23 protein-coding genes and 1 pseudogene are annotated in these 18,910 nt (G+C 68.0%); 15 read left to right on the top strand and 9 right to left on the bottom strand.

What is annotated here, in order from left to right; all coding sequences use genetic code 11:
* Positions 1 to 33: 33 nt before the first annotated feature.
* The 3 genes from phnE to phnC all read right to left on the bottom strand — a co-directional run bounded on the left by phnE (position 34) and on the right by phnC (position 2,764).
* Positions 34 to 828 carry a phosphonate ABC transporter, permease protein PhnE gene (phnE, locus tag AC6LJ2_RS13770; RefSeq protein ID WP_263911381.1) on the bottom strand — a complete coding sequence of 265 codons (795 nt, stop codon included), beginning with the start codon at positions 826 to 828 and terminating at the stop codon, positions 34 to 36.
* 73 nt (positions 829 to 901) lie between these two features.
* Entirely contained in the window at positions 902 to 1,891 is a 990-nt protein-coding gene (gene phnD, locus AC6LJ2_RS13765) for a phosphonate ABC transporter substrate-binding protein (protein WP_498151569.1), read from the bottom strand.
* A 30-nt stretch (positions 1,892 to 1,921) separates the two neighbouring features.
* The gene (phnC, locus tag AC6LJ2_RS13760) at positions 1,922 to 2,764 is read right to left on the bottom strand and encodes a phosphonate ABC transporter ATP-binding protein (protein ID WP_263911379.1); all 843 of its coding nucleotides are present in this window, start codon (positions 2,762 to 2,764) and stop codon (positions 1,922 to 1,924) included.
* Positions 2,765 to 2,958: 194 nt separating this feature from the next.
* Between phnC and AC6LJ2_RS13755 the strand changes: the two genes are divergently transcribed.
* From AC6LJ2_RS13755 to AC6LJ2_RS13735, 5 genes are all read left to right on the top strand, one after another.
* On the top strand, positions 2,959 to 3,390 hold the full coding sequence (locus AC6LJ2_RS13755) for a GFA family protein (protein ID WP_263911378.1): 432 nt from the start codon (positions 2,959 to 2,961) through the stop codon (positions 3,388 to 3,390).
* A 53-nt stretch (positions 3,391 to 3,443) separates the two neighbouring features.
* Complete coding sequence (locus tag AC6LJ2_RS13750; RefSeq protein ID WP_263911377.1) at positions 3,444 to 3,809, top strand: ArsR/SmtB family transcription factor; 366 nt, start codon at positions 3,444 to 3,446, stop codon at positions 3,807 to 3,809.
* A complete protein-coding gene (locus tag AC6LJ2_RS13745; RefSeq protein WP_498151568.1) occupies positions 3,802 to 4,341 on the top strand; it encodes an SRPBCC family protein in 540 nt (179 codons plus the stop codon). Before AC6LJ2_RS13750 ends, AC6LJ2_RS13745 begins: the two co-directional genes overlap by 8 nt.
* Before the next feature lie 531 nt (positions 4,342 to 4,872).
* Positions 4,873 to 5,136 carry a translation initiation factor IF-1 gene (gene infA, locus AC6LJ2_RS13740; RefSeq protein ID WP_006221179.1) on the top strand — a complete coding sequence of 88 codons (264 nt, stop codon included), beginning with the start codon at positions 4,873 to 4,875 and terminating at the stop codon, positions 5,134 to 5,136.
* A 163-nt stretch (positions 5,137 to 5,299) separates the two neighbouring features.
* Positions 5,300 to 5,629 (top strand): hypothetical protein, encoded by a 330-nt coding sequence (locus tag AC6LJ2_RS13735; RefSeq protein WP_263911371.1) that lies wholly within the window; start codon positions 5,300 to 5,302, stop codon positions 5,627 to 5,629.
* Positions 5,630 to 5,665: 36 nt separating this feature from the next.
* Here the strand turns inward: AC6LJ2_RS13735 and AC6LJ2_RS13730 are convergent, their stop codons facing one another.
* From AC6LJ2_RS13730 to mog, 3 genes are read right to left on the bottom strand one after another with little or no spacing between them, the layout of a single operon-like run.
* Entirely contained in the window at positions 5,666 to 6,547 is an 882-nt protein-coding gene (locus AC6LJ2_RS13730; RefSeq protein WP_498151567.1) for a peptidoglycan DD-metalloendopeptidase family protein, read from the bottom strand.
* A complete protein-coding gene (locus tag AC6LJ2_RS13725; RefSeq protein WP_025137363.1) occupies positions 6,547 to 6,894 on the bottom strand; it encodes a hypothetical protein in 348 nt (115 codons plus the stop codon). Before AC6LJ2_RS13725 ends, AC6LJ2_RS13730 begins: the two co-directional genes overlap by 1 nt.
* 41 nt (positions 6,895 to 6,935) lie before the next feature.
* Positions 6,936 to 7,586 (bottom strand): molybdopterin adenylyltransferase, encoded by a 651-nt coding sequence (gene mog, locus AC6LJ2_RS13720; RefSeq protein ID WP_263911367.1) that lies wholly within the window; start codon positions 7,584 to 7,586, stop codon positions 6,936 to 6,938.
* Positions 7,587 to 7,780: 194 nt separating this feature from the next.
* Here mog and AC6LJ2_RS13715 point away from each other — a divergent pair, with 194 nt between their 5' ends.
* From AC6LJ2_RS13715 to AC6LJ2_RS13700, 4 genes are all read left to right on the top strand, one after another.
* Positions 7,781 to 8,905 (top strand): D-alanyl-lipoteichoic acid biosynthesis protein DltD, encoded by a 1,125-nt coding sequence (locus AC6LJ2_RS13715; protein ID WP_445657285.1) that lies wholly within the window; start codon positions 7,781 to 7,783, stop codon positions 8,903 to 8,905.
* Positions 8,906 to 8,945: 40 nt separating this feature from the next.
* Positions 8,946 to 9,071, top strand: a complete 126-nt coding sequence (locus AC6LJ2_RS13710) for a hypothetical protein (protein ID WP_255358783.1) — start codon at positions 8,946 to 8,948, stop codon at positions 9,069 to 9,071.
* Positions 9,072 to 9,262: 191 nt separating this feature from the next.
* The gene (locus tag AC6LJ2_RS13705) at positions 9,263 to 10,738 is read left to right on the top strand and encodes an inorganic phosphate transporter (protein WP_263911364.1); all 1,476 of its coding nucleotides are present in this window, start codon (positions 9,263 to 9,265) and stop codon (positions 10,736 to 10,738) included.
* 75 nt (positions 10,739 to 10,813) lie between these two features.
* A complete protein-coding gene (locus AC6LJ2_RS13700) occupies positions 10,814 to 11,461 on the top strand; it encodes a DsbA family protein (RefSeq protein ID WP_498151566.1) in 648 nt (215 codons plus the stop codon).
* 162 nt (positions 11,462 to 11,623) lie between these two features.
* Here the strand turns inward: AC6LJ2_RS13700 and AC6LJ2_RS13695 are convergent.
* From AC6LJ2_RS13695 to AC6LJ2_RS13685, 3 genes and pseudogenes are all read right to left on the bottom strand, one after another.
* Positions 11,624 to 11,698: pseudogene (locus AC6LJ2_RS13695) on the bottom strand (glutathione S-transferase family protein); the annotation flags it as partial.
* A gap of 15 nt (positions 11,699 to 11,713) precedes the next feature.
* The gene (locus tag AC6LJ2_RS13690) at positions 11,714 to 12,028 is read right to left on the bottom strand and encodes a chaperone modulator CbpM (RefSeq protein WP_263911360.1); all 315 of its coding nucleotides are present in this window, start codon (positions 12,026 to 12,028) and stop codon (positions 11,714 to 11,716) included.
* Between the two features lie 2 nt (positions 12,029 to 12,030).
* The gene (locus AC6LJ2_RS13685) at positions 12,031 to 12,978 is read right to left on the bottom strand and encodes a DnaJ C-terminal domain-containing protein (protein WP_263911608.1); all 948 of its coding nucleotides are present in this window, start codon (positions 12,976 to 12,978) and stop codon (positions 12,031 to 12,033) included.
* A 214-nt stretch (positions 12,979 to 13,192) separates the two neighbouring features.
* On the opposite strand from AC6LJ2_RS13685, the gene AC6LJ2_RS13680 reads away from it, so the two are divergent.
* The 6 genes from AC6LJ2_RS13680 (at position 13,193) to AC6LJ2_RS13655 (ending at position 18,818) form a co-directional block, all read left to right on the top strand.
* The gene (locus AC6LJ2_RS13680; RefSeq protein WP_263911607.1) at positions 13,193 to 13,678 is read left to right on the top strand and encodes a GNAT family N-acetyltransferase; all 486 of its coding nucleotides are present in this window, start codon (positions 13,193 to 13,195) and stop codon (positions 13,676 to 13,678) included.
* A 61-nt stretch (positions 13,679 to 13,739) separates the two neighbouring features.
* Positions 13,740 to 14,069, top strand: coding sequence for a DHCW motif cupin fold protein (locus AC6LJ2_RS13675; protein ID WP_263911358.1), 330 nt, complete (start codon positions 13,740 to 13,742; stop codon positions 14,067 to 14,069).
* A gap of 95 nt (positions 14,070 to 14,164) precedes the next feature.
* Positions 14,165 to 14,800 carry a glutathione transferase gene (gene yfcF / locus AC6LJ2_RS13670; protein ID WP_498151565.1) on the top strand — a complete coding sequence of 212 codons (636 nt, stop codon included), beginning with the start codon at positions 14,165 to 14,167 and terminating at the stop codon, positions 14,798 to 14,800.
* A 19-nt stretch (positions 14,801 to 14,819) separates the two neighbouring features.
* Positions 14,820 to 15,218 carry a VOC family protein gene (locus AC6LJ2_RS13665; protein ID WP_498151564.1) on the top strand — a complete coding sequence of 133 codons (399 nt, stop codon included), beginning with the start codon at positions 14,820 to 14,822 and terminating at the stop codon, positions 15,216 to 15,218.
* Positions 15,219 to 15,405: 187 nt separating this feature from the next.
* On the top strand, positions 15,406 to 17,877 hold the full coding sequence (locus AC6LJ2_RS13660; protein WP_498151563.1) for a DUF3141 domain-containing protein: 2,472 nt from the start codon (positions 15,406 to 15,408) through the stop codon (positions 17,875 to 17,877).
* Positions 17,874 to 18,818, top strand: a complete 945-nt coding sequence (locus AC6LJ2_RS13655) for a phosphate acetyltransferase (protein WP_263911351.1) — start codon at positions 17,874 to 17,876, stop codon at positions 18,816 to 18,818. Before AC6LJ2_RS13660 ends, AC6LJ2_RS13655 begins: the two co-directional genes overlap by 4 nt.
* The last annotated feature ends 92 nt before the right edge of the window (positions 18,819 to 18,910 follow it).

Below are 18,910 nucleotides of genomic sequence, written 5' to 3'. Positions count from 1 at the left end.
CCCGCCTTGCCCGCCGCCTGGGCGCGCCAGCCGCTAGATCAACGCCCGGCGGATGCGCGAGGACGCCATGTCGATCACCACCACGAACGCGACGATGATGATCATCACCGCGCAGGTCTCGGCGTAGCGGAAGCTGCGGATGATTTCCCAGAGCACGGTGCCGATGCCGCCCGCGCCCACGATGCCGACCACCGAGGCCGAGCGCACGTTCGACTCGAAGCGGTACAGCGAATACGAGATCCACAGCGGCAGTACCTGCGGGATCACGCCGTAGACGATTTCTTCGAGCGCGTTGGCACCCGTGGCGCGCACGCCTTCCACCGGCCGCGGATCGATGGCCTCGACCGCTTCCGAAAACAGCTTGGCCAGCACGCCGGTGGTGTGCACCCACAGCGCCAGCACCCCGGCGAACGGGCCCAGGCCCACCGCCACGATGAACAGCATGGCAAACACCATTTCATTGATGGCGCGGCAGGCATCCATCAGGCGCCGCATCGGCTGGTAGACCCAGGCCGGCACCATGTTCGACGAGCACAGCAGGCCCAGCGGCACCGCCAGCACGATCGCCAGGAACGTGCCCCACACGGCGATCTGCACCGTCACGACCATCTCGTCCAGGTACATGCGCCAATCGCGGAAATTGGGCGGGAAGAAGTCGGCGGCAAACTGCGCCATGTTGCCGGAGTCCCGCAGCAGATCCAGCGGCCGCATGTCGGCGCCGCGCCAGGACATCACCAGCAGCGCCAGCACGACGGCCCAGACGAGCAGGACCGGCAGCGACGAGCGCGGCGCGGCGGAAGAACGGGAAGTGGGCACGGCCAGGGTCATATCTTTTCCAGGTGAAGAGGGCGATGAACGCGCGCCGACGCCCGGGGGTCAGGCGCCCGCGCGCGCGGCATCGTTACTGCTTGGCCGTGGCCGTGGCCGGTTGGCCCAGGCTGGCCAGCTTGCGGTCCAGTTCGGCCAGCTGCTTCTGCTTTTCGGCCTGGCTGATGGTGGCGTCGCCTTCGACCTTGGCCTTTTCGCGGGCCAGTTCGATCTGGCGGATCGGCACCAGTTGCTGGTTGTCCGACGCGCGGAAGCCCTGGTAGGTCAGCGCCTTCAGGTTGGCCAGTTCACGCTCGGCATCCTTGCCCTTGCCGTAGTTCACGAAGAAGTCGCGGATCCTGGTCTTCATGTCGGCCGGCAGGTCGGTGCGCATGACCAGGGGGTCGGCCGGGATCAACGGCGACTTCCACAGGATGCGCACGCTGTCGTTGGCGTCCTTGCCGGTGCTCAGGCGATAGCGCTCCAGCGCCTCGGTGTTGTTCACGGCCACGTCCACCTGCTTGTTGATGACCGACAGCAGGTTGGCTTCGTGGTTGCTCGACCGCACCGTCTTGAAGAAGGTCTTGGGTTCGATCTTGTTGGCGGCCCACAGGTAGTAGCCAGGCACGGCGGTGCCGGACGTGGAATTGGGATCGCCCGCGCCGTAGCTGAGCTGGCCGCGGCGCTTGAGCACGTCGTCCAGCGTCTTCAGGTCGCTGTCCTTGTTGACGATCAGCAGCGACCAGTAGCCCGGGTTGCCGTCCTTGTCGATCACCGAGGCGAACACTTCGCCGTTGGCGCGGTCCACCGCCTCGATGGCGGCCTTGTTGCCGTACCAGGCGACCTGCACCTTGTTGAAACGCATGCCTTCGATGATGCCCGCGTAGTCGGACGCGAAGAAAGGCTTGACCGGCACGCCGATGGCGCGGCTCAGGTCGTCGATGACCGGTTGCCAGACCGACTTCAGGTTGGTCGACGATTCGGTCGAGATGATGCCGAAGTTCAGCGGCTTGGCGTCCTGGGCGTGGGCCTGCGTGGACAGGGCGGCGGCGGCGATCAGGGCGCAAAAGGTTCTGCGTAGCATGGGAAAAGCTCCGGGTGGGAAGGCGGTGGGTCAGGCGGCGCAGGCCTGTCGGGAAAGCGGCGCCAGGCCGGGCAGCGGCATGACCGGCGGCGTGTATTCGGGCAGCAGCTCGCTCAGTTCCGAGCCGTACAGCTCGCGCAGCATGGCGGGCGTCAGGTCGGCCGACGGACCGTCGTAGACCACCTTGCCGTGGCGCAGCGCCACCACCCGCGGGCAGTAGCGCAGGGCCACGTCGACCTGGTGCAGCGACACCACCACGGCCACCTTGCGGGTGCGGTTGATCTGCGCCAGCGTGTCCATCACGCGGCGCGACGATTCCGGGTCGAGCGAGGCGATCGGTTCGTCGGCCAGGATCACGCGGGCGTTCTGCACCAGCGTGCGGGCGATGGCCGCACGCTGCTGCTGGCCGCCGGACAGCGTCGAGGCGCGCTGAAATGCATAGTCGTCTATACCAACCTGGGCAAGCGCATCGAGGCCTTGGCGGACTTCGGCGCGCAGGAACACGCGAATCAGGCTGCGCCACATCGGCACACGCGGCAGCAGGCCGGTCAGCACGTTGGTGATCACCGGCAGGCGGCCCACCAGGTTGAATTGCTGGAACACGAAGCCGATGCCGGCGCGGGCGGCGCGCACGTTGCGCGACAGGCGGCCATTGCGCTGGATCAGCTGGCCATTGACGGTCACGCTGCCCTGCCCGGCGTCGCCCGCCACGAAGCCGGCCAGATGGCGCAGCAGGGTGGACTTGCCCGAGCCCGAGGCGCCCAGCAGCGCCACCATTTCACCGTCGGCCACGCGCAGGCTGACGTTGTCCAGCGCCAGTGCGCCGGGATGGAAGGATTTGCTCAGGCCTTGCACTTCGATGGCGGTTGTCATCGTCGAATCCCCTTGGGTAGTTCATGGGCGCATTCTGTTTACGCGGCATGACAGCGCGATGACCTGACGATCGAATCATTTGGCGGAAAATGGGGGCATGGCAACGGACTGAAAGACATCCGTCATATAAGGTCGCGCCACGGTCGCGGGCCGCGGGTATATTCAAGGAATCCCCCCTTCGCCAGGCGCTCATCATGATCAAAGGTTCCTGCCTCTGCGGCCGCGTTGCCTACGAAATCAGCGGCCCGCTCACCGATGCCCTCAATTGCCATTGCGCCATGTGTCGCAAATCGCACGGCGCGGCGTTCCGCAGCCGGGCCACGGTCCAGGCCAAGGACTTCGTCTGGACCAAGGGGGAAAACCACGTCACGTGGTACTGCTCGTCGCCGGGCAACTACCGCGGCTTCTGCGAAGCCTGCGGCACGCCGCTGCTCAGCCGCTTCGACCAGACCCCGGACATCTACGGCCTGCCGCTGGGCGCGCTGGACGACGATCCGGGCGTCAAGCCCGGCGCGCATTGCCACGTGGCCAGCAAGGCGCCGTGGTTCGACATCACCGACACCCTGCCCCAACACCCCGGGGCCTACGAGCGCGCCGACGCGGAGCTGCCGCACGCGGTGACCTGAATATTCAACCCAGGGGTTGAACTTCTGACGAAAAGGGGGATATATTCAACCCTATGGTTGAACTTATGCCCTCCCCCACCCTGGATGCCGTCTTTCGCGCGCTGGCCGACCCCACGCGGCGCGACATGCTGCGCAGCCTGGCCGAGGGGGACCGCAGCATCGGTGAACTGGCCGCGCCTTTGCGCATGAGCTTTGCGGGCGCCTCCAAGCACGTGCAGGCGCTGGAACGGGCCGGCCTGCTGCGGCGCACCGTCAAGGGCCGCAACCATGTCTGCAGCCTGGAACCGGCTCCCATGGCCGAGGCCATGCAATGGCTGCGCTTCTATGAACGATTCTGGTCCGGCAAGCTGGACGCGCTGGCCGCCGCGCTCGCCGCCCACACGCCCCCGGCCAGTCCCCAAGGAGAGCAACATGAGTGAATACGGCGTCGTCACCGGCCCCGAGTCCCTGACCTTCACCCGCGTCCTGCCCGGCAGCGTCGAGCGCGTCTGGGCCTTCCTGACCGAATCCGACAAGCGCGGCCAATGGCTGGCCACCGGCGACATGGACCTGCGCGCAGGCGGTGGCGTCACCCTGCGCTTCGTGCACGCCGACCTGTCGTCCGTCGCCGAACCCACGCCCGACCCCTACAAGCCCTACGAAAACGGGGTCACCACGCATGGCGTCATCACCCGCTGCGAGCCGCCGCGGCTGTTGGCCTTTACCTGGGGCGGCTCGCGCGGCGAACCGTCGGAAGTGACGTTCGAACTGTCGCCGCAGGGCCATGACACCCTGCTGGTGCTGACCCACCGCAAACTCGCCACCCGCGAGGACATGGTCGACGTGGCCGGCGGCTGGCACACCCACCTGGGCGTGCTGTCCGCCCGCCTGGCCGGGCGCAGCCCGGGCCCGTTCTGGTCGGCGCTGCAACGCTGGGAAGCCGACTATCAGGCCCGCATTCCTGCGCGCTAGTCACGGTTTGCCACCCCGCGCCAGCCAGGCCTGCCTGGCGCGGGGAAGTCGTTCAATAGCAACTATCACGCCCTGGCGGCAGATAAAGACTGGCTAAATATTGCGCTTTGAAGTAACATAAGTCCGTGATTTTTCCGCAAAAACCGGGCTTATTTCACTCTGCGCGCCAACCTTGCGGTGGCGGGTCGGAACGGCAACCGGTTTTCTTGGGCGAAACCTACGACTGTCCCGCAGCGCATTGCAGCAACCGCGCCGCCCGGCACTGCAGCAGACGCTCCAACCCGCTTCTTCCGGCTACGCGCTACCCGCGCCAAACCGCGACCAAGCCGCGCATCGCGCGCACACCGCCCTCGCGGCGCGAGTATCCGTCATTTCAGACATCCACCCGGGATGCCGTGGCCCCTACCCGCGCTTGCCCGAACGTTTTACGTTCAAACCGCCGGACCTGGATATCAAGGTCCAACGCGCCCGCCGCCCCTGCGGCGCGCCATGCCGACGGCATGGCGGCGCGCAATGATCAAGGAGTAGAAAATGGCTAAAGAAGAACTCATCGAATTGGATGGCATCGTTGACGAAGTGCTGCCCGATAGCCGCTACCGCGTCAAACTGGACAACGGCATCGAAGTGGGCGCCTACGCCTCGGGCCGCATCCGCAAGCACCGCATCCGCATCCTGGCGGGCGATCGCGTCACCCTGGAAATGTCGCCGTACGACCTGACCAAGGGCCGCATCAACTTCCGCCACAAGGACGAACGCGCTCCCGCGCCGCACCGTCCCCAGCAATACCGCCGCTAAAACGCCCGGCTCCGGGCCGGCCTGTGCGCCGGCCCCCCACCGCTTGCTTCAGCGCGGCTTGCCCTTAACCTTGCCCGCGCCCTGCCGTAGTAATGCAGAAGACCCCGGTTCATGAAAAAATGGCGCCCAGCCGCCAGGCCCGGCGGAACACGCACGAAGCAAGATGGATCTGACACAGGAATTGAAAGAAGCCGCCGACCAGCTCTCTCTGACGCGAAGACGATTCGCCAAGGGGGAAGAAGGCCTGCGCCTGCTTCATCAATCGCGCGAGGCGTTCATCAACAGCCTGCGCAACACCGGCCTGACCTACGCCGAAGCCAAGACCAAGTACGACAATTGCCTGGATGAGCAGGAAGTGCAGCTGCACGGCATGCTGGACCAGATGATGTATGCCGAGCGCATGCACCAGTTCGTGCTGCACCGCATCGCCCTGCAACAGCCGGCCACCGCGCCGGCCGCGCCCGAACCGCAGGCGCAAGCCGTCACCGCCTGACCGTGGCCCCGGCGCGCCCGTGCGCGCCGCGCAACGTCAGGGCTTGAAGGCGCCGATGAAGATCGCGGGGTCCACCCGCGCATCGTTCAGGCTGACATTCCAGTGCAGGTGCGGGCCGGTCGCCCGACCGGTGGCCCCGACCTTGCCCACCAGGCCGCCGCGCGGCACCTCATCGCCCACCTTCACGTCGATGGCCGACATGTGGCAGAACATGCTGACGAAGCCCTGGCCATGGTCCAGGAACACCGTCTTGCCGTTGAAGAAGTAATCCCCCACCAGCGACACCACGCCCGCGGCCGGCGCCTTGATCGGCGTACCGGCCGGCACGGCGAAATCCAGGCCGGAATGCGGATTGCGTTCTTCGCCGTTGAAAAAACGGCGCAGGCCGAACGGGCTGGACAGGCGGCCGCCGGTGACCGGGCGGTCCAGCAGCACGTTGCTGGGCGTGACGCCCGCGCGATACGCGCGGTTGGCAGCGCTTTGCTCGGCCATCTCGCGTTCGATGCGCTTCATGTCGTCCGGGTCCGGATTGACCTGGCGCGGGTTCTTCAGCGTGATGTGCTGCGCCACGTATTCCTTGGCGCGCACGGTGAAGGGCACCTGGCGCGTGGCATTGCCGTCGAGCACCGAGATTTCCTGCGCGCCCGGCTTGACCGCCAGCGGAATGCCGACCACGGCGATCCACTGCTTGCCGTCTTCGCGCAGCACCAGCACGCGGCGGTCGCGGTAGGTGACTTCGGGCGCGCGGGCGCCGTCGCCCAGCGCCAGTACGGCCACGCCGCCCGGCACCGGCGCATTGAGCTTGCGGGTGATGAAACCGGCCTGCGGGCCGGCGGCCTGCTGGGCCCGGGCCGGCAGGCCCAGGCAGACGGCGGCTGCGGCCAGCCCCAGCCGCAGCATGTCTCGGCGTTGCGGCATCACTGTTGCAGGCACAGGTTGGCCGGTTCGATCAGGCTCTGGTCGCGCCGCGTGATGCGGGTGGACAAGCGGGCTTCGGTCTTGCCCTTCCAGGTGGTGGTGGTCAGCACGGCCTCGACGCCCAGGCTGTCCTGCTGGATCAGTTCAAAACCGTTGCGCACCGCCTTGCGCTCGAAATTCACGCCAATGCCCTTCCAGGCCGAGGCGACGCAATTGGTGTAGTCCTCGGCCGAGCGCTGGGTAGACCCGTAGAACACCGGATCGCGGTCGCGCACGTCTTTGACGTTGGCGCAGGCCGACACGGCGAGCAGGACGGCGGTAAGGGACAAGGCAGTACGGACCTTCATGGGACGGCTCTCTGGCTGAGGTGTAAAAAGGGGGCGGCCAACTATACCGCAGCGTCCCCGGGGGCAGGCTGCGGGCGGCGCGCCGATTTGGGGCGGAAGGCGGCGATGACCTCGGGATGGGTCTCGGCATAGGGGCCGCCGATCAGGTCGATGCAATAGGGAATGGCGGCAAAGATGCCCGGCACCAGGGTCGACCCGTCGTCGGCCTTCAGGCCTTCCAGCGTTTCGCGAATGGCCTTGGGCTGGCCCGGCAGGTTCACGATCAGGGCGGCGTGCGAAGGCCGCTCGCGGATGACGGCCACCTGCCGCGACAGGATGGCGGTGGGCACGAAACGCAGGCTGATCTGGCGCATCTGTTCGCCAAAGCCGGGCATTTCCTTGGTGCCGACGGCCAGGGTGGCCTCGGGCGTGACGTCGCGCCGGGCCGGGCCGGTGCCGCCGGTGGTCAGCACCAGGTCGCAGCCGCAGGTATCGACCAGTTCGATCAGCGTCTCGGAAATGCGCGCAGGCTCGTCGGGGATCAGGCGGTCCACGGCCTGCCAGGGCGAGGCCAGGGCGCCGCCCAGCCATTCGCGCAGGGCGGGCAGGCCCTGGTCCTGGTAGGCGCCGGTCGAGGCGCGGTCGGAAATCGACACCAGGCCGATGATCAGTTCGTCGGGGTGGCGGCGGGCGATTCGGGTAGGGGTAGTCATGGCAGGATGCTATCGCATTCTTCGGCGGCCCAGCCGGACGCGGACGCGGCGGGCTCGGCCAGAGGTTGTCGCAAAAAGGGGAATCGGCGGGCACCCTCGGGTTTGCGCGCTTGTCTCGGTCATGGCGCCTGGATAACATCCGCTCACAATCCGATCCCTCACTTGAGACGCGCGCCGCGCCTTCCTGGTTCCTCATGTTCAAACGCACCCTTGGGCAGCATGCGCTGGCGGCAGCGCTGGCCCTGGCCGTTGCCGTGGCAGCGGGCTGGGGCGCCTGCCACTCGCTGGCCCTGCGGACCGGCCCGGCGCCCGCCGCCTCGGCGGGCGTCTACATCCACAACCTGGGCAACACCCTGCAGGACCAGACCCGCAACCTGTCGCGCCTGAGCCAGGCGCTGCGCACCGGCGACCGGCTGGTGGTGCTGGGCTCGTCCGAACTCACCAGCACCGACCTGCGTTTCGTGCCGTACCGGTTCCTGGCCGACGAATTGCAGATGCCGGTCATGGCCTACGGCCATTCCGGCTTTCAATCGCTGGGCATGCAACTGGTGCTGGCCGCCCTGGCCGACGACCTGTCGCCCGCCTCGCGGGTGGTGGTGATGGTGTCGCCGGGCTGGTTCGATGGCGACGGCGGCCTGGGGCCGGACGAATTCCGCGAACACGCCAATCCTCTCTTGCCCCGCCTGCTGCGCCAGCCCGAGGGGCGCGAACAGGTCGCGCGCTGGCTGCACGACAAGGGCGATGCCCGCGTGGCCTGGTCCATGGCCGCCGAGCAGGCGTACGTGTTCCGCCAGCGGCTGGTGGACCTGTGGGCGCCCGCGTATGCCGCCCCGGCTCCGGAAAACGAAATGGCCGGCCCGGGCGCTGCCGCCCGCGTGGTGGACTGGGACGCGTTGGCGCGCGAGGCGCAGGACGCCGAGCAGGCGCAAATGGCCCGCAACCGCTATGCGGTGCGCGACGACTTCTTCGACAAATACCTGCAAGCCGTGCCGGCGGGCGGCAAGACCGCGTTCCAGCCCCAGCCGCTGACCGGCAAGGACGAATTGCGCGAGCTGGCCGCGCTGATGCAGTTGCTGCGCAACCACGGCGTGAACGCGCTGTTCGTGATGCAGCCGCTGCACCCGCTGGTGTTCAAGGACCTGGACCGCTTCACCCCGATCCAGCACGAGGTCAACGCCCTGTGCGCCCGCTACGCCATGACCTGCATGGACATGTACGGTGCCCCCTACGAGGTCGGCACCCTGCGCGACGTGCAGCACCTGGGCGAACTGGGCTGGCTGCGGGTCAACCAGCGCATCGCCGAGATGTTCCGGCCATGATGCCCCTTTTTTCTCCCCAGCCCGCCAAGGAGGGCCCGCGATGAAGAAAACCCTGTGGCTGTGCCTGCTGTACCTGGGGCTGCTGGCAGTCATGATGATCCAGGCCGACACCTCGGCCAACCTGGGCAAGCCGATCGAGATCGAGTTCCAGTACCAGAAGTTCTAGGGGCCGGCCCGGGGGCGCGCGCGCAGGGGGCCAAGGGGACTGCGCCCTGGGCGCCAGGGCCGCCGGTCGCAGGGCCGCTCGCCCCCGCCGCGAGGCGTGTCCACCATGCCGTCGAAGTTGCGCCAAGCAACCAGGGACAGGTCACAAATCTGTAATAATCTGGGCCTCGCCGGAACCTCTCCCCGCCCTCCATGTTCTCCCTCTTCCATGGCCTAGACCTCTGGGTCGGCCTCAGCCTTGCGCTGGCCCTGACATTCGTCCTGGCCTTCGAATTCATCAATGGCTTTCATGACACGGCAAATGCCGTCGCGACGGTCATCTACACCAAGGCGATGCCGCCGCACCTGGCGGTGGTGCTTTCCGGCATCTTCAACTTCCTGGGCGTGCTGCTGGGCGGCGTGGGCGTGGCCTACGCCATCGTCCACCTGCTGCCGGTGGAACTGCTGATCAACGTGGACACGGGGCGCGGACTGGCCATGGTGTTCGCCATGCTGGCCGCCGCCATCGCCTGGAACCTGGGCACCTGGTATTTCGGCATTCCCGCGTCCAGCTCGCACACGCTGATCGGCTCGATCCTGGGCGTGGGCCTGGCCAATGCCCTGATGACCGACCTGCCCCTGGCGGACGGCGTCAACTGGGGCAAGGCGATCGACATCGGCGCCTCGCTGGTGGTGTCGCCGGTGGCGGGCTTCCTGGTGGCCGGCGGGCTGTTGCTGGCGCTCAAGCGCTGGCTGCCGCTATCCAAGATGCACAAGACGCCCGAGCAGCGCCGCGCCATCGACAATAAAAAGCACCCGCCGTTCTGGAACCGCCTGGTGCTGGTGCTGTCGGCGATGGGCGTGAGCTTCGTGCACGGCTCGAACGACGGCCAGAAGGGCATCGGCCTGATCATGCTGGTGCTGATCGGCATCGTGCCGGCCAACTTCGTGCTGGACACCAATAGCACCACCTACCAGATCGAACGCACCCGCGACGCGGCCACCCACCTGTCCGCCTTCTACCAGCGCAACGAAGCCATGCTGGGCGACTTCCTGGCGCTCAAGCGCGCCGGCTCGGCCTCGGACCTGCCGCGCAATTTCCGCTGCGATCCCGAGCTGACCCTGCCCACCATCGACGCGCTGCAGGCCGACCTGCATGGCGTCAGCAACTATGCCGACCTGTCGGCGGCCAAGCGCATCGACGTGCGCCGCTACCTGCTGTGCCTGGACGACACGGCCAAGAAGGTGGCGCGCATCGAAGGCCTGCCGGCCCGTGAACGCACCGACCTGCAACGCCTGCGCGCCGACCTGACCGCCACCACCGAGTACGCGCCCTTCTGGGTGATCGTGGCGGTGGCGCTGGCGCTGGGCGCCGGCACCATGGTGGGCTGGCGCCGCGTGGTGCTGACGGTGGGCGAAAAGATCGGCAAGCAGGGCATGACCTACGCCCAGGGCATGTCGGCCCAGCTGACGGCGGTGGGCGCCATCGGCCTGGCCAATGTGTTCAGCCTGCCCGTCTCGACCACCCACGTGCTGTCGTCCGGCGTGGCCGGCACCATGATCGCCAACAAGAGCGGCCTGCAGGGAGGCACGGTGCGCAACATCCTGCTGGCCTGGATCCTGACCCTGCCCGCCTCGATGCTGCTGGCGGCCGGCCTGTTCTGGGTCGGCGTGCAGATCGCCGGCTGATCCGCGCGGCGGACGCAACACTCTGGCAACCGCGCCGGGCTATGTCCGGCGCGGGCGCGCCACTACCATGGCGCCATGGCTACCTCTTCCCCCACCCTGCATTACATCTATGACCCGCTTTGCGGCTGGTGCTATGGCGCCGCGCCGCTGATCGAGGCCGCCCGCGGCATCGCGGGCCTGACGATCGCGCCCCACGGCGGCGGCATGATGACCGGCAGCAACGTCCAGCCGGTCACCGACGCCCTGCGCCGCTACGTCATGCCGCACGATGCGCGCATCGCCGGCCTCACCGGCCAGGAATTCGGCGTGGACTATACAGACGGCCTGCTGCGCGACCCCGGTGCAGTGTTCGATTCGGCCCCGCCCACCACCGCGGTCCTGGCCGCGCAGACGCTGGCGGGCCGCGGCCTGGACCTGCTCAAGCGGCTGCAGCGCGCGCACTACGTGCAAGGCCTGCGCATCGCCGACCCCGCTGAACTGCAACGGCTGGCCGAAGACATCGGGCTGGATGCCGAGGCCTTCCGCGCCGCGTATGCGCAAGCCGACGGCGAGGCCACCGCGCGCCACATCGCCGACAGCCGGGCGCTGCTGACGCGGGTGGGCGGCTCGGGCTTTCCGACGCTGGCGCTGGAAATGAACGGCACCTATACGCTGCTGGAACCGGGCCGCTACCTGGGCCGCCCGTCGCAATGGCAGGCAGACCTGCGCGAGCGGCTGAAGTAAACACCGCCCGGCAAGGCCCGTTGCGCCAACCCGGTTCGGCCAGAACCCTCCAGGCGGCCTGCGTGGCCGGGCATCAGGACTCGCCGATGTCTCCGTCGCGCTGCAAGGCGCGATGCATCGCCGGGCGCGCCGCCAGCCGTTCGGCATAGGCCGAGTCGGTTACGGTACGCCCAGTTCTTCCAGCAGCCAGAGTATCCGGAACGACCGCGAGCGCGGCGCGTGATAGAGGGTCAGCATGGTCGGTCTCCTGGGTCAGTCGCTGCCGCCCAGCGCACGCAGTTGCGCCTTCAGGCGCCGCACTTCCTGGCTGAGGTCCAGGATCAGCGCCACGGCATCCAGGCCCGCGCCGAAATCGCGTTCCAGGCGGCGTGCGTCCAGCGCGCGTTGCAGGTCCATGCTGTAGAAGCGCCAGTGCGCGGGTTGCTGCCCGGCGGCCTCGACGATGCCGACTTCGACCAGTTGCGCGACCCATTCCACTTCGGCGCCGCAGGCGCGGGCCAGGTCGTCGGCCGTAAGCGGTTGCGATTTGCCCACCACGGTGGCGCTGGTGATGACGAGTTTCTTCATGATCAGACCCCCAGGTGGCGCCGCGGGTTGAACGGCAGGTCTTGCTGCAGCTTGCGGTAGGCCTCCTTGGCGGCCTCGGTGTCGGCCGGCGGCAGGGCCAGCTCGAGCACCAGGTACAGGTCGCCGGGCGGATCACCCGGAATGCCGCGCCCCCGCAGACGCAGCTTGCGGCCGTTGCCGGAGCCGGCCGGGATGGCGACTTCGACGGTGCCGCCCGGCGTGGGCGCATTGACCTTGGCGCCCAGCGCCGCCTCCCAGGGGGCGACCGGCAGCGTCATGTAGAGGTCGCGCCCTTCGGCGCGGTAGCGGGCGTGCGGCTTGAAGCGCACTTCCAGGTACAGGTCGCCGTTTTCGCCACCGCCATAGCCGGGCATGCCCTGCCCCGCCAGGCGGATGAACTGGCCTTCGCGCACGCCGGGCGGAATGCGCACGCTGAGCGTGCGCGTCTGCATTTGCGGGCGGCCCTGGTCATCGACCTGCATGGACCGCAGGCTGATGTCGCGCGTGGCGCCCTTCAGCGCATCTTCGAGGTCGACCTCGATGGCCGCGTGATGGTCGTCGCCGCGGGCGCGGAATTCCTGCTGCGCGCCCTGGCCCGCCGCGCGGCGGCCGCGGCCACCGAACAGCGACGAGAAGAATTCGCTGAACTGGGCTTCGTCGCCAGGCGCCGCGCCGCGGTGGAATTCGAAGCCTTCGTCCCAGCCGGGAGGCGGCTGGAAGCCGCCGCCGGGCGATACGCCGGCCGCGAGGTTGTCGTAGGCTTCGCGCTTTTCCTTGTCGCGCAGCACGTCGTAGGCTTCGTTGACGTCGCGCATGCGCGCCTCGGCGTCGCTTTCCTTGCTGACGTCGGGGTGGTATTTGCGGGCGAGCTTGCGGTAGGAGCGCCGGATCTCGTCTTCGGAGGCGCCACGCTCCACACCAAGAATGCTGTAGTAGTCCTTGAACTCCATTTTCCAGCCCATGGTTGGGGTTGCAGCCAAAGGCGGCTCGCGCCGGATTCGGCCCTGAATACAAAGAAGATAGGGGCTGGCGGCCGATTTTTCAATGCGATTCACCAAGTTTGCCGCTTCGCGCATAATTGCAGGCTGCGGTCCGGTCGCGCAGACCGGGCCGGCGGCCCCGCGCCCGTTGCGCCAGGCCGCCACCAACGAACAGGAACCGATCGTGCTGGAAATCATCGACGTCGACTTCAACCACCCGGAACACGGCGAGCAAGTGCTGGCCATGCTCAACGAATACGCCAGCGGCCCCATGGGCGGCAATTCGCCCTTGCCCGACTACGCTCGTCAGAACCTGATCGGCGAACTGGCCCGCCGCCCCACCGCGCACGCACTGCTGGCCCGGGTCGACGGCCAGGCGGCTGGCGTGGCGATCTACCTGGAGGGCTTTTCCACGTTCGCCTGCCGTCCGCTGGTGAACCTGCATGATCTGGCCGTTTCGCCGCGCTTCCAGGGCCTGGGCGTGGGCAAGCAGTTGCTGGCCGCGCTGGAAACCCGCGCCCGCCAGATGGGCTGCTGCAAGATCACGCTGGAAGTGCTGGAAGGCAACGACGTCGCACAGGGCCTGTACCGCAAGCTGGGCTTTGAAGGCTATTCGCTGGACGAAGACACCGGCCGCGCCATGTTCTGGCAAAAGAAGCTGGCCGCCTGAGCCGCCCACGATTCCCCTACCGGGCGCCGCCGCGGCGCCCCCCCCTGGCAAAGGACATCCCATGAAGATGAGCAACATCCCCTTCGGCACCACCGACTGGTCCGCCGTCGAGGCGACCGAACACCCCGGCGATACCGGCATGGCCTACTGGCGCACCCGCCAGTTCGGCGACATACGCGTGCGCATGGTCGAATACACCGCCGGCTACCTGGCCGACCACTGGTGCAGCAAGGGCCACATCCTGTTCTGCCTGGAAGGCGAACTGCACACCGAGCTGGAAGACGGCCGCCGCTTCGTGTTGACGCCCGGCATGAGCTACCAGGTGGCCGACCAGGCCGAGCCGCACCGCTCGTCCACGGCGACCGGCGCCAGGCTCTTCATCGTCGACTGACGCGCCCGCGCGACACGCTGAATTTCAGTTGCGTTACGCTTCATCCTACGACCCCTCCTACGTAACCCCTCATCACCGCCACACCGGAGAAGCACTTGGGCGCCCCGTTTACGCTGTTCGTCGATTCCCAGTTCCTCAGCCCCTACGCCATGTCGGCCTATGTGGCGCTGGCTGAAAAACAACTGCCCTTCGAAGTGCGCCTGATCGACCTGGACGCGGGTGAGCAACGCATGCAGCCCTACCAGTGCCGCGCCCTGACCGCACGCGTGCCGGCGCTGACGCATGGCGATTTCAACCTGACCGAATCCACCGCCATCACGGAATACCTGGAAGACCTGCACCCGGCGCCGGCCTGTACGGCGCTGTATCCGGCCGATGCGCGCGACCGTGCCCGTGCCCGGCAGTTGCAGGCCTGGCTGCGCAGCGACCTGGCCGCCCTGCGCCAGGAACGCCCCACCGAAACCGTGTTCTACGACCAGCCCGGCCAGCCCCTGTCCGACGCCGGCCACGCGGCGGCGGCCAAGCTGATCCACGTCGCGAGCGCCCTGATCGGCGCCGGCCAGTCGACCCTGTTCGACGGCTGGTGCATTGCCGACGTCGACCTGGCGGTGGCGCTGCGGCGCCTGTGGCTGGACGGCCTGCCCGATCCGCTGCGCGACTATGCCCAAGCGCAATGGCAGCGCCCGTCGGTGCGCAAATGGCTCGAGCACAACGCGGCAGCCCGCAGCTAGCCCACCTGCCGCAGCCGCCATGCAATTGCTGGATCACGTCTCCCTGACCGTCGCCGGGCTGGACGCCGCCCGGCCCTTCTACGATGCGGTCATGCAGGCGCTGGGCGCGGCCAAGGTCTACGACCGCCCCGATGCCCTGGGCTACGGCGAACGCTGCCGGCCCGGCGATGCCGGGCACACCTACATTTCCATCCTGGGCGATGCCGCCGAACCGCTGGCCGGCACCCGCCGCCATTGGTGCTTCAAGGCCGCCAGCCGCGCGGTGGTGGACGCCTTTCACGCTGCCGGGCTGGCCCATGGCGGCCGCGACGACGGCGCGCCCGGCCTGCGGCCGCACTACCATCCGCATTACTACGCCGCGTTTCTGCTGGACCCGTCGGGCAACCGCATCGAGGCCGTCTGCCACGACGCACCCTGACGCGTCGCCCGGGGGGCGGAACACCCAGAGGGACGGATAGTCCGCCCGTGTTTGACCTGCATCAATCCCACCCATGTTGCGATGCAACATTCAATCAGGTGTAATGGGGGGGTCAAGTCAGCTGGTTCCACTGGGAACCCGCCCGGCGGCAACGTTGCCGCCGGCAGCATCCCTACAGGAGATCGCCATGGCCGAATCCGGCAACGATCGCGTCCCCGCCCCGTCCTTCAATCCCTGGACGGCCGCCTATGAATACGCCGTGGACGCCTGGCAGCGCGCCGTGCTCTATGCCGACGTGATGCGCCAGCGCGGCAACCAATATCACGAGCACATGGCCAAGCGGGCCCCCAACGTGCTCAGCATGGAATACGAACTGGTGCTGGACGGCCGCGAACTGGACCGGCCAGTCAATTACGGCCTGCTGCGCATCAAGCCGCCCGAAGGCGTGGTGGTCGACCCCATCAAGCGCCCCTTCCTGGTGGTGGACCCCCGCGCCGGGCACGGCCCCGGCATCGGCGGCTTCAAGCCCGAAAGCGAGATCGGCGTGGCGGTACGCGCCGGCCACCCCTGCTACTTCGCCACCTTCCTGCCCCGGCCCATGCCTACCCAGACCGTCGAAGACGTGATGGCGGCCGAAGCCCACTTCCTGGAAAAGATCATCGCCCTGCATCCGGACGCCGAAGGCAAGCCGGTGGTGGTGGCCAACTGCCAGGCCGGCTGGCAGATCATGATGACCGCCGCGGTGCGCCCGGAGCTGTTCGGGCCCATCATCATCGCCGGGGCGCCGCTGTCGTACTGGGCGGGCTGGCGCGGCATGAACCCGATGCGCTACGCCGGCGGCCTGCTGGGCGGCAGCTGGCTTACCGCCCTGACCAGCGACCTGGGCAACGGCACCTTCGATGGCGCCTGGCTGGTGCAGAACTTCGAAAACCTGAATCCCGCCAACACGCTGTGGTCCAAGCAGTACAACCTGTATTCCAAGGTCGACACCGAGGCCGGGCGCTACCTGAGCTTCGAAAAATGGTGGGGCGGCCACGTCTTTTTGAACGGGCCGGAAATCCAGTACATCGTCGACAACCTGTTCGTCGGCAACCGCCTGTCGTCCTCGGGCCTGGTGACCTCGGACGGCATCCGCATCGACCTGCGCAACATCCGTTCGCCCATCGTGGTGTTCTGCTCCAAGGGCGACAACATCACGCCGCCGCCGCAGGCCCTGGGCTGGATCCCCGACCTGTACCAGGACGACGCCGAAGTGCTGGCGCACGACCAGACCATCGTCTACGCCGTCCATGAAAGCATCGGCCACCTGGGCATCTTCGTGTCGGGCAGCGTCGCGCGCAAAGAACACCAGGAATTCACCTCGAACATCGACATGATCGATGTGCTGCCGCCCGGCATCTACCAGGCGGAAATCACCGACAAGACGCCGGACACGCCCAACGCCGACCTGGCCTACGGCAACTACGTGCTGTCGTTCGAGCAGCGCAAGATGGATGACGTGCGCGCCATCGTCGACCGCAAGGAAGACGACGACCGCCGCTTCAAGGCCGTTGCCCGCATCTCGGACATCAACCTGGGCATGTACCGCAGCTTCGTGCAGCCCTGGGTGCGCGCCGCGGTCACGCCGCAATCGGCCGAATGGAGCCAGCGCCTGCATCCGCTGCGCCTGCCCTACGAACTGGTGTCCGACCGCAATCCGCTCATCGCCCCCATCGCAAAGGTGGCCGAGCAGGTACTAGAACACCGCCAGCCGGTCTCGCCCGCCAATCCGTTCCTGATCGCCCAGGAAATGTTCTCGAACCTGATCGAGACCGGCCTGAACATCTTCCAGGAACTGCGCGATTCGGCCGACGAGCGCACCTTCATGAGCGTCTATGGTTCGCCGCTGGTGCAAGACCTGGCCGGCCTGGGCGGCAAGGACGGCCTGCCGCGCCGCCACCCCGGCGTGTCGCCGGAACACCGCCGCTTCATGGAAGAACGCGCCGCCGAGCTGCGTTCGCTGCTGCAGGAAGGCGGCCTGCGCGTGGCCGCCATCCGCATGCTGCTGTACGTGGCGGGGGCAGAAGGCGGGCTGGACGAACGCAGCTTCGCGCTGATCCGCAAGATGCGCGCCGAAGCCGGCAACAGCATGACGCTGCAGGAATTCAAGGACATCGTGCGCGACCAGGCGATGATGATGCGGCTGGATTCCGCCGCGGTCTTGCAGACCATGCCGCACCTGCTGGAAAGCTCGCCGCCCGACGCCATTCGCGAGGCGCTGGATTCGATGAAGCACGTGCTGGAAGCGGCCGAGCCGATGAGCCCGGCCGCGCGCCAGAGCCTGGCCGAGATGGAACAGATCTTCCTGACGGCTGAACGCGCGGCCCAGCGCCTGGCGCCGCCCGCGGCGCGCAAGCGCCCCCGCATCGCGGCCGCCCGGCAAGAGGCCCCGGCCGCCGCCCAGCCCGCCAAGACCCGGCGCGCGCCGGTCAAGGCCGCCAAGGCTGCGGCGCCCGCGGCCAAGCCTGCCGCCAAGGCCGCCACCCCCCGCCCTGATGCCAAGGCCGCGCCCAGGAAAGCCGCGGCCCGCAAGCCCGCCGCGAAGAAAGCCGCTGCCAAGCAAGCCGCCGCGACCAAGACCGCGAGCGCCCGTCAACCCGCCCACGTCGAATCCGAATGAGTCTGCCCACCTCCACGCATTACGACAAGCTCATCGCCCGCGCGCAAACGCTGGACCCCGCGCTGTGCGCCATTGCCCACCCCTGCGACGAGCCGTCGCTGTCGGCCGCGCTGGAAGCGCGCGACCTGGGCCTGTTGCGGCCCATCCTGGTGGGCCCGGAGCACAAGATCCGCGACACCGCCGCGCAGTTCAAGCTGAACCTGGGCGACGCCCGCATCGTCGACGTGCCGCACAGCCACGCCGCGGCCGAGACCGCCGTCGCCCTGGTGCGCAGCGGCGAAGCCTCGCTGCTCATGAAGGGCAGCCTGCACACCGATGAGCTGATGCACGAAGTGGTGGCGCGCACCACGGGCCTGCGCAGCGGACGGCGCATCAGCCATGTGTTCATCATGGAAGTGCCCACCTATGCCGAGCCGCTGTTCATCACGGATGCCGCCATCAACATCTTCCCCGACCTGGAAACCAAGGCCGACATCATCCGCAACGTGATCGACCTGCACCATGGGCTGGGGCTGGGCGAGCCGCGCGTGGCGATCCTGTCGGCGGTGGAACAGGTCACCCCCAGCATTCCCAGCACCATCGAGGCCGCCGCGCTGTGCAAAATGGCCGACCGCGGCCAGATCGCAGGCGGCGTGCTGGACGGCCCGCTGGCGCTGGACAACGCCATCAGCCCCGACGCCGCCCGCATCAAGGGCATACGCTCACCCGTGGCCGGCGTGGCCCAGGTACTGGTGGTGCCCGACCTGGAAGCCGGCAACATGCTGGCCAAGAACCTGACCTTCCTGGCCAACGCCGAGGCCGCCGGCATCGTGCTGGGCGCGCGCGTGCCCATCATCCTGACCAGCCGCGCGGACAGCCCGCGCTCGCGCCTGGCGTCCTGCGCGGTGGCCGCGATCTACGCGCACCATCTGGCCCAGCAGCAGGCCCGTCCGCTGGCGTAGCGAGGCGGGGCTGCGGCCCCGCCCGCCGCGGCAAGTCTGCCGCAGCGTTTGTCGCACCTTGCCCGTCGCGGCGATTCCATCGCCTCTTGTCC

Source organism: Achromobacter sp. 1014246743 (genome assembly GCF_059760725.1).
The sequence above is the reverse complement of the archived record's forward strand: the minus strand, read 5'-3'. Positions and strand labels throughout refer to the sequence as shown.

What these genes read in the sequence shown, in the direction of transcription:
- phnE (WP_263911381.1), bottom strand. Translation starts at nt 828, where the DNA reads ATGACCCTGGCCGTGCCCACTTCCCGTTCTTCCGCCGCGCCGCGCTCG.
- AC6LJ2_RS13685 (WP_263911608.1), bottom strand. Translation starts at nt 12,978, where the DNA reads ATGGAGTTCAAGGACTACTACAGCATTCTTGGTGTGGAGCGTGGCGCC.
- AC6LJ2_RS13710 (WP_255358783.1), top strand. Translation starts at nt 8,946, where the DNA reads ATGAAGAAAACCCTGTGGCTGTGCCTGCTGTACCTGGGGCTGCTGGCA.
- AC6LJ2_RS13715 (WP_445657285.1), top strand. Translation starts at nt 7,781, where the DNA reads ATGTTCAAACGCACCCTTGGGCAGCATGCGCTGGCGGCAGCGCTGGCC.
- AC6LJ2_RS13675 (WP_263911358.1), top strand. Translation starts at nt 13,740, where the DNA reads ATGAAGATGAGCAACATCCCCTTCGGCACCACCGACTGGTCCGCCGTC.
- AC6LJ2_RS13745 (WP_498151568.1), top strand. Translation starts at nt 3,802, where the DNA reads ATGAGTGAATACGGCGTCGTCACCGGCCCCGAGTCCCTGACCTTCACC.
- AC6LJ2_RS13660 (WP_498151563.1), top strand. Translation starts at nt 15,406, where the DNA reads ATGGCCGAATCCGGCAACGATCGCGTCCCCGCCCCGTCCTTCAATCCC.
- AC6LJ2_RS13700 (WP_498151566.1), top strand. Translation starts at nt 10,814, where the DNA reads ATGGCTACCTCTTCCCCCACCCTGCATTACATCTATGACCCGCTTTGC.
- AC6LJ2_RS13705 (WP_263911364.1), top strand. Translation starts at nt 9,263, where the DNA reads ATGTTCTCCCTCTTCCATGGCCTAGACCTCTGGGTCGGCCTCAGCCTT.
- AC6LJ2_RS13730 (WP_498151567.1), bottom strand. Translation starts at nt 6,547, where the DNA reads ATGCCGCAACGCCGAGACATGCTGCGGCTGGGGCTGGCCGCAGCCGCC.
- AC6LJ2_RS13725 (WP_025137363.1), bottom strand. Translation starts at nt 6,894, where the DNA reads ATGAAGGTCCGTACTGCCTTGTCCCTTACCGCCGTCCTGCTCGCCGTG.
- mog (WP_263911367.1), bottom strand. Translation starts at nt 7,586, where the DNA reads ATGACTACCCCTACCCGAATCGCCCGCCGCCACCCCGACGAACTGATC.
- AC6LJ2_RS13755 (WP_263911378.1), top strand. Translation starts at nt 2,959, where the DNA reads ATGATCAAAGGTTCCTGCCTCTGCGGCCGCGTTGCCTACGAAATCAGC.
- AC6LJ2_RS13665 (WP_498151564.1), top strand. Translation starts at nt 14,820, where the DNA reads ATGCAATTGCTGGATCACGTCTCCCTGACCGTCGCCGGGCTGGACGCC.
- infA (WP_006221179.1), top strand. Translation starts at nt 4,873, where the DNA reads ATGGCTAAAGAAGAACTCATCGAATTGGATGGCATCGTTGACGAAGTG.
- phnC (WP_263911379.1), bottom strand. Translation starts at nt 2,764, where the DNA reads ATGACAACCGCCATCGAAGTGCAAGGCCTGAGCAAATCCTTCCATCCC.
- AC6LJ2_RS13750 (WP_263911377.1), top strand. Translation starts at nt 3,444, where the DNA reads ATGGTTGAACTTATGCCCTCCCCCACCCTGGATGCCGTCTTTCGCGCG.
- AC6LJ2_RS13735 (WP_263911371.1), top strand. Translation starts at nt 5,300, where the DNA reads ATGGATCTGACACAGGAATTGAAAGAAGCCGCCGACCAGCTCTCTCTG.
- AC6LJ2_RS13690 (WP_263911360.1), bottom strand. Translation starts at nt 12,028, where the DNA reads ATGAAGAAACTCGTCATCACCAGCGCCACCGTGGTGGGCAAATCGCAA.
- AC6LJ2_RS13655 (WP_263911351.1), top strand. Translation starts at nt 17,874, where the DNA reads ATGAGTCTGCCCACCTCCACGCATTACGACAAGCTCATCGCCCGCGCG.
- phnD (WP_498151569.1), bottom strand. Translation starts at nt 1,891, where the DNA reads ATGCTACGCAGAACCTTTTGCGCCCTGATCGCCGCCGCCGCCCTGTCC.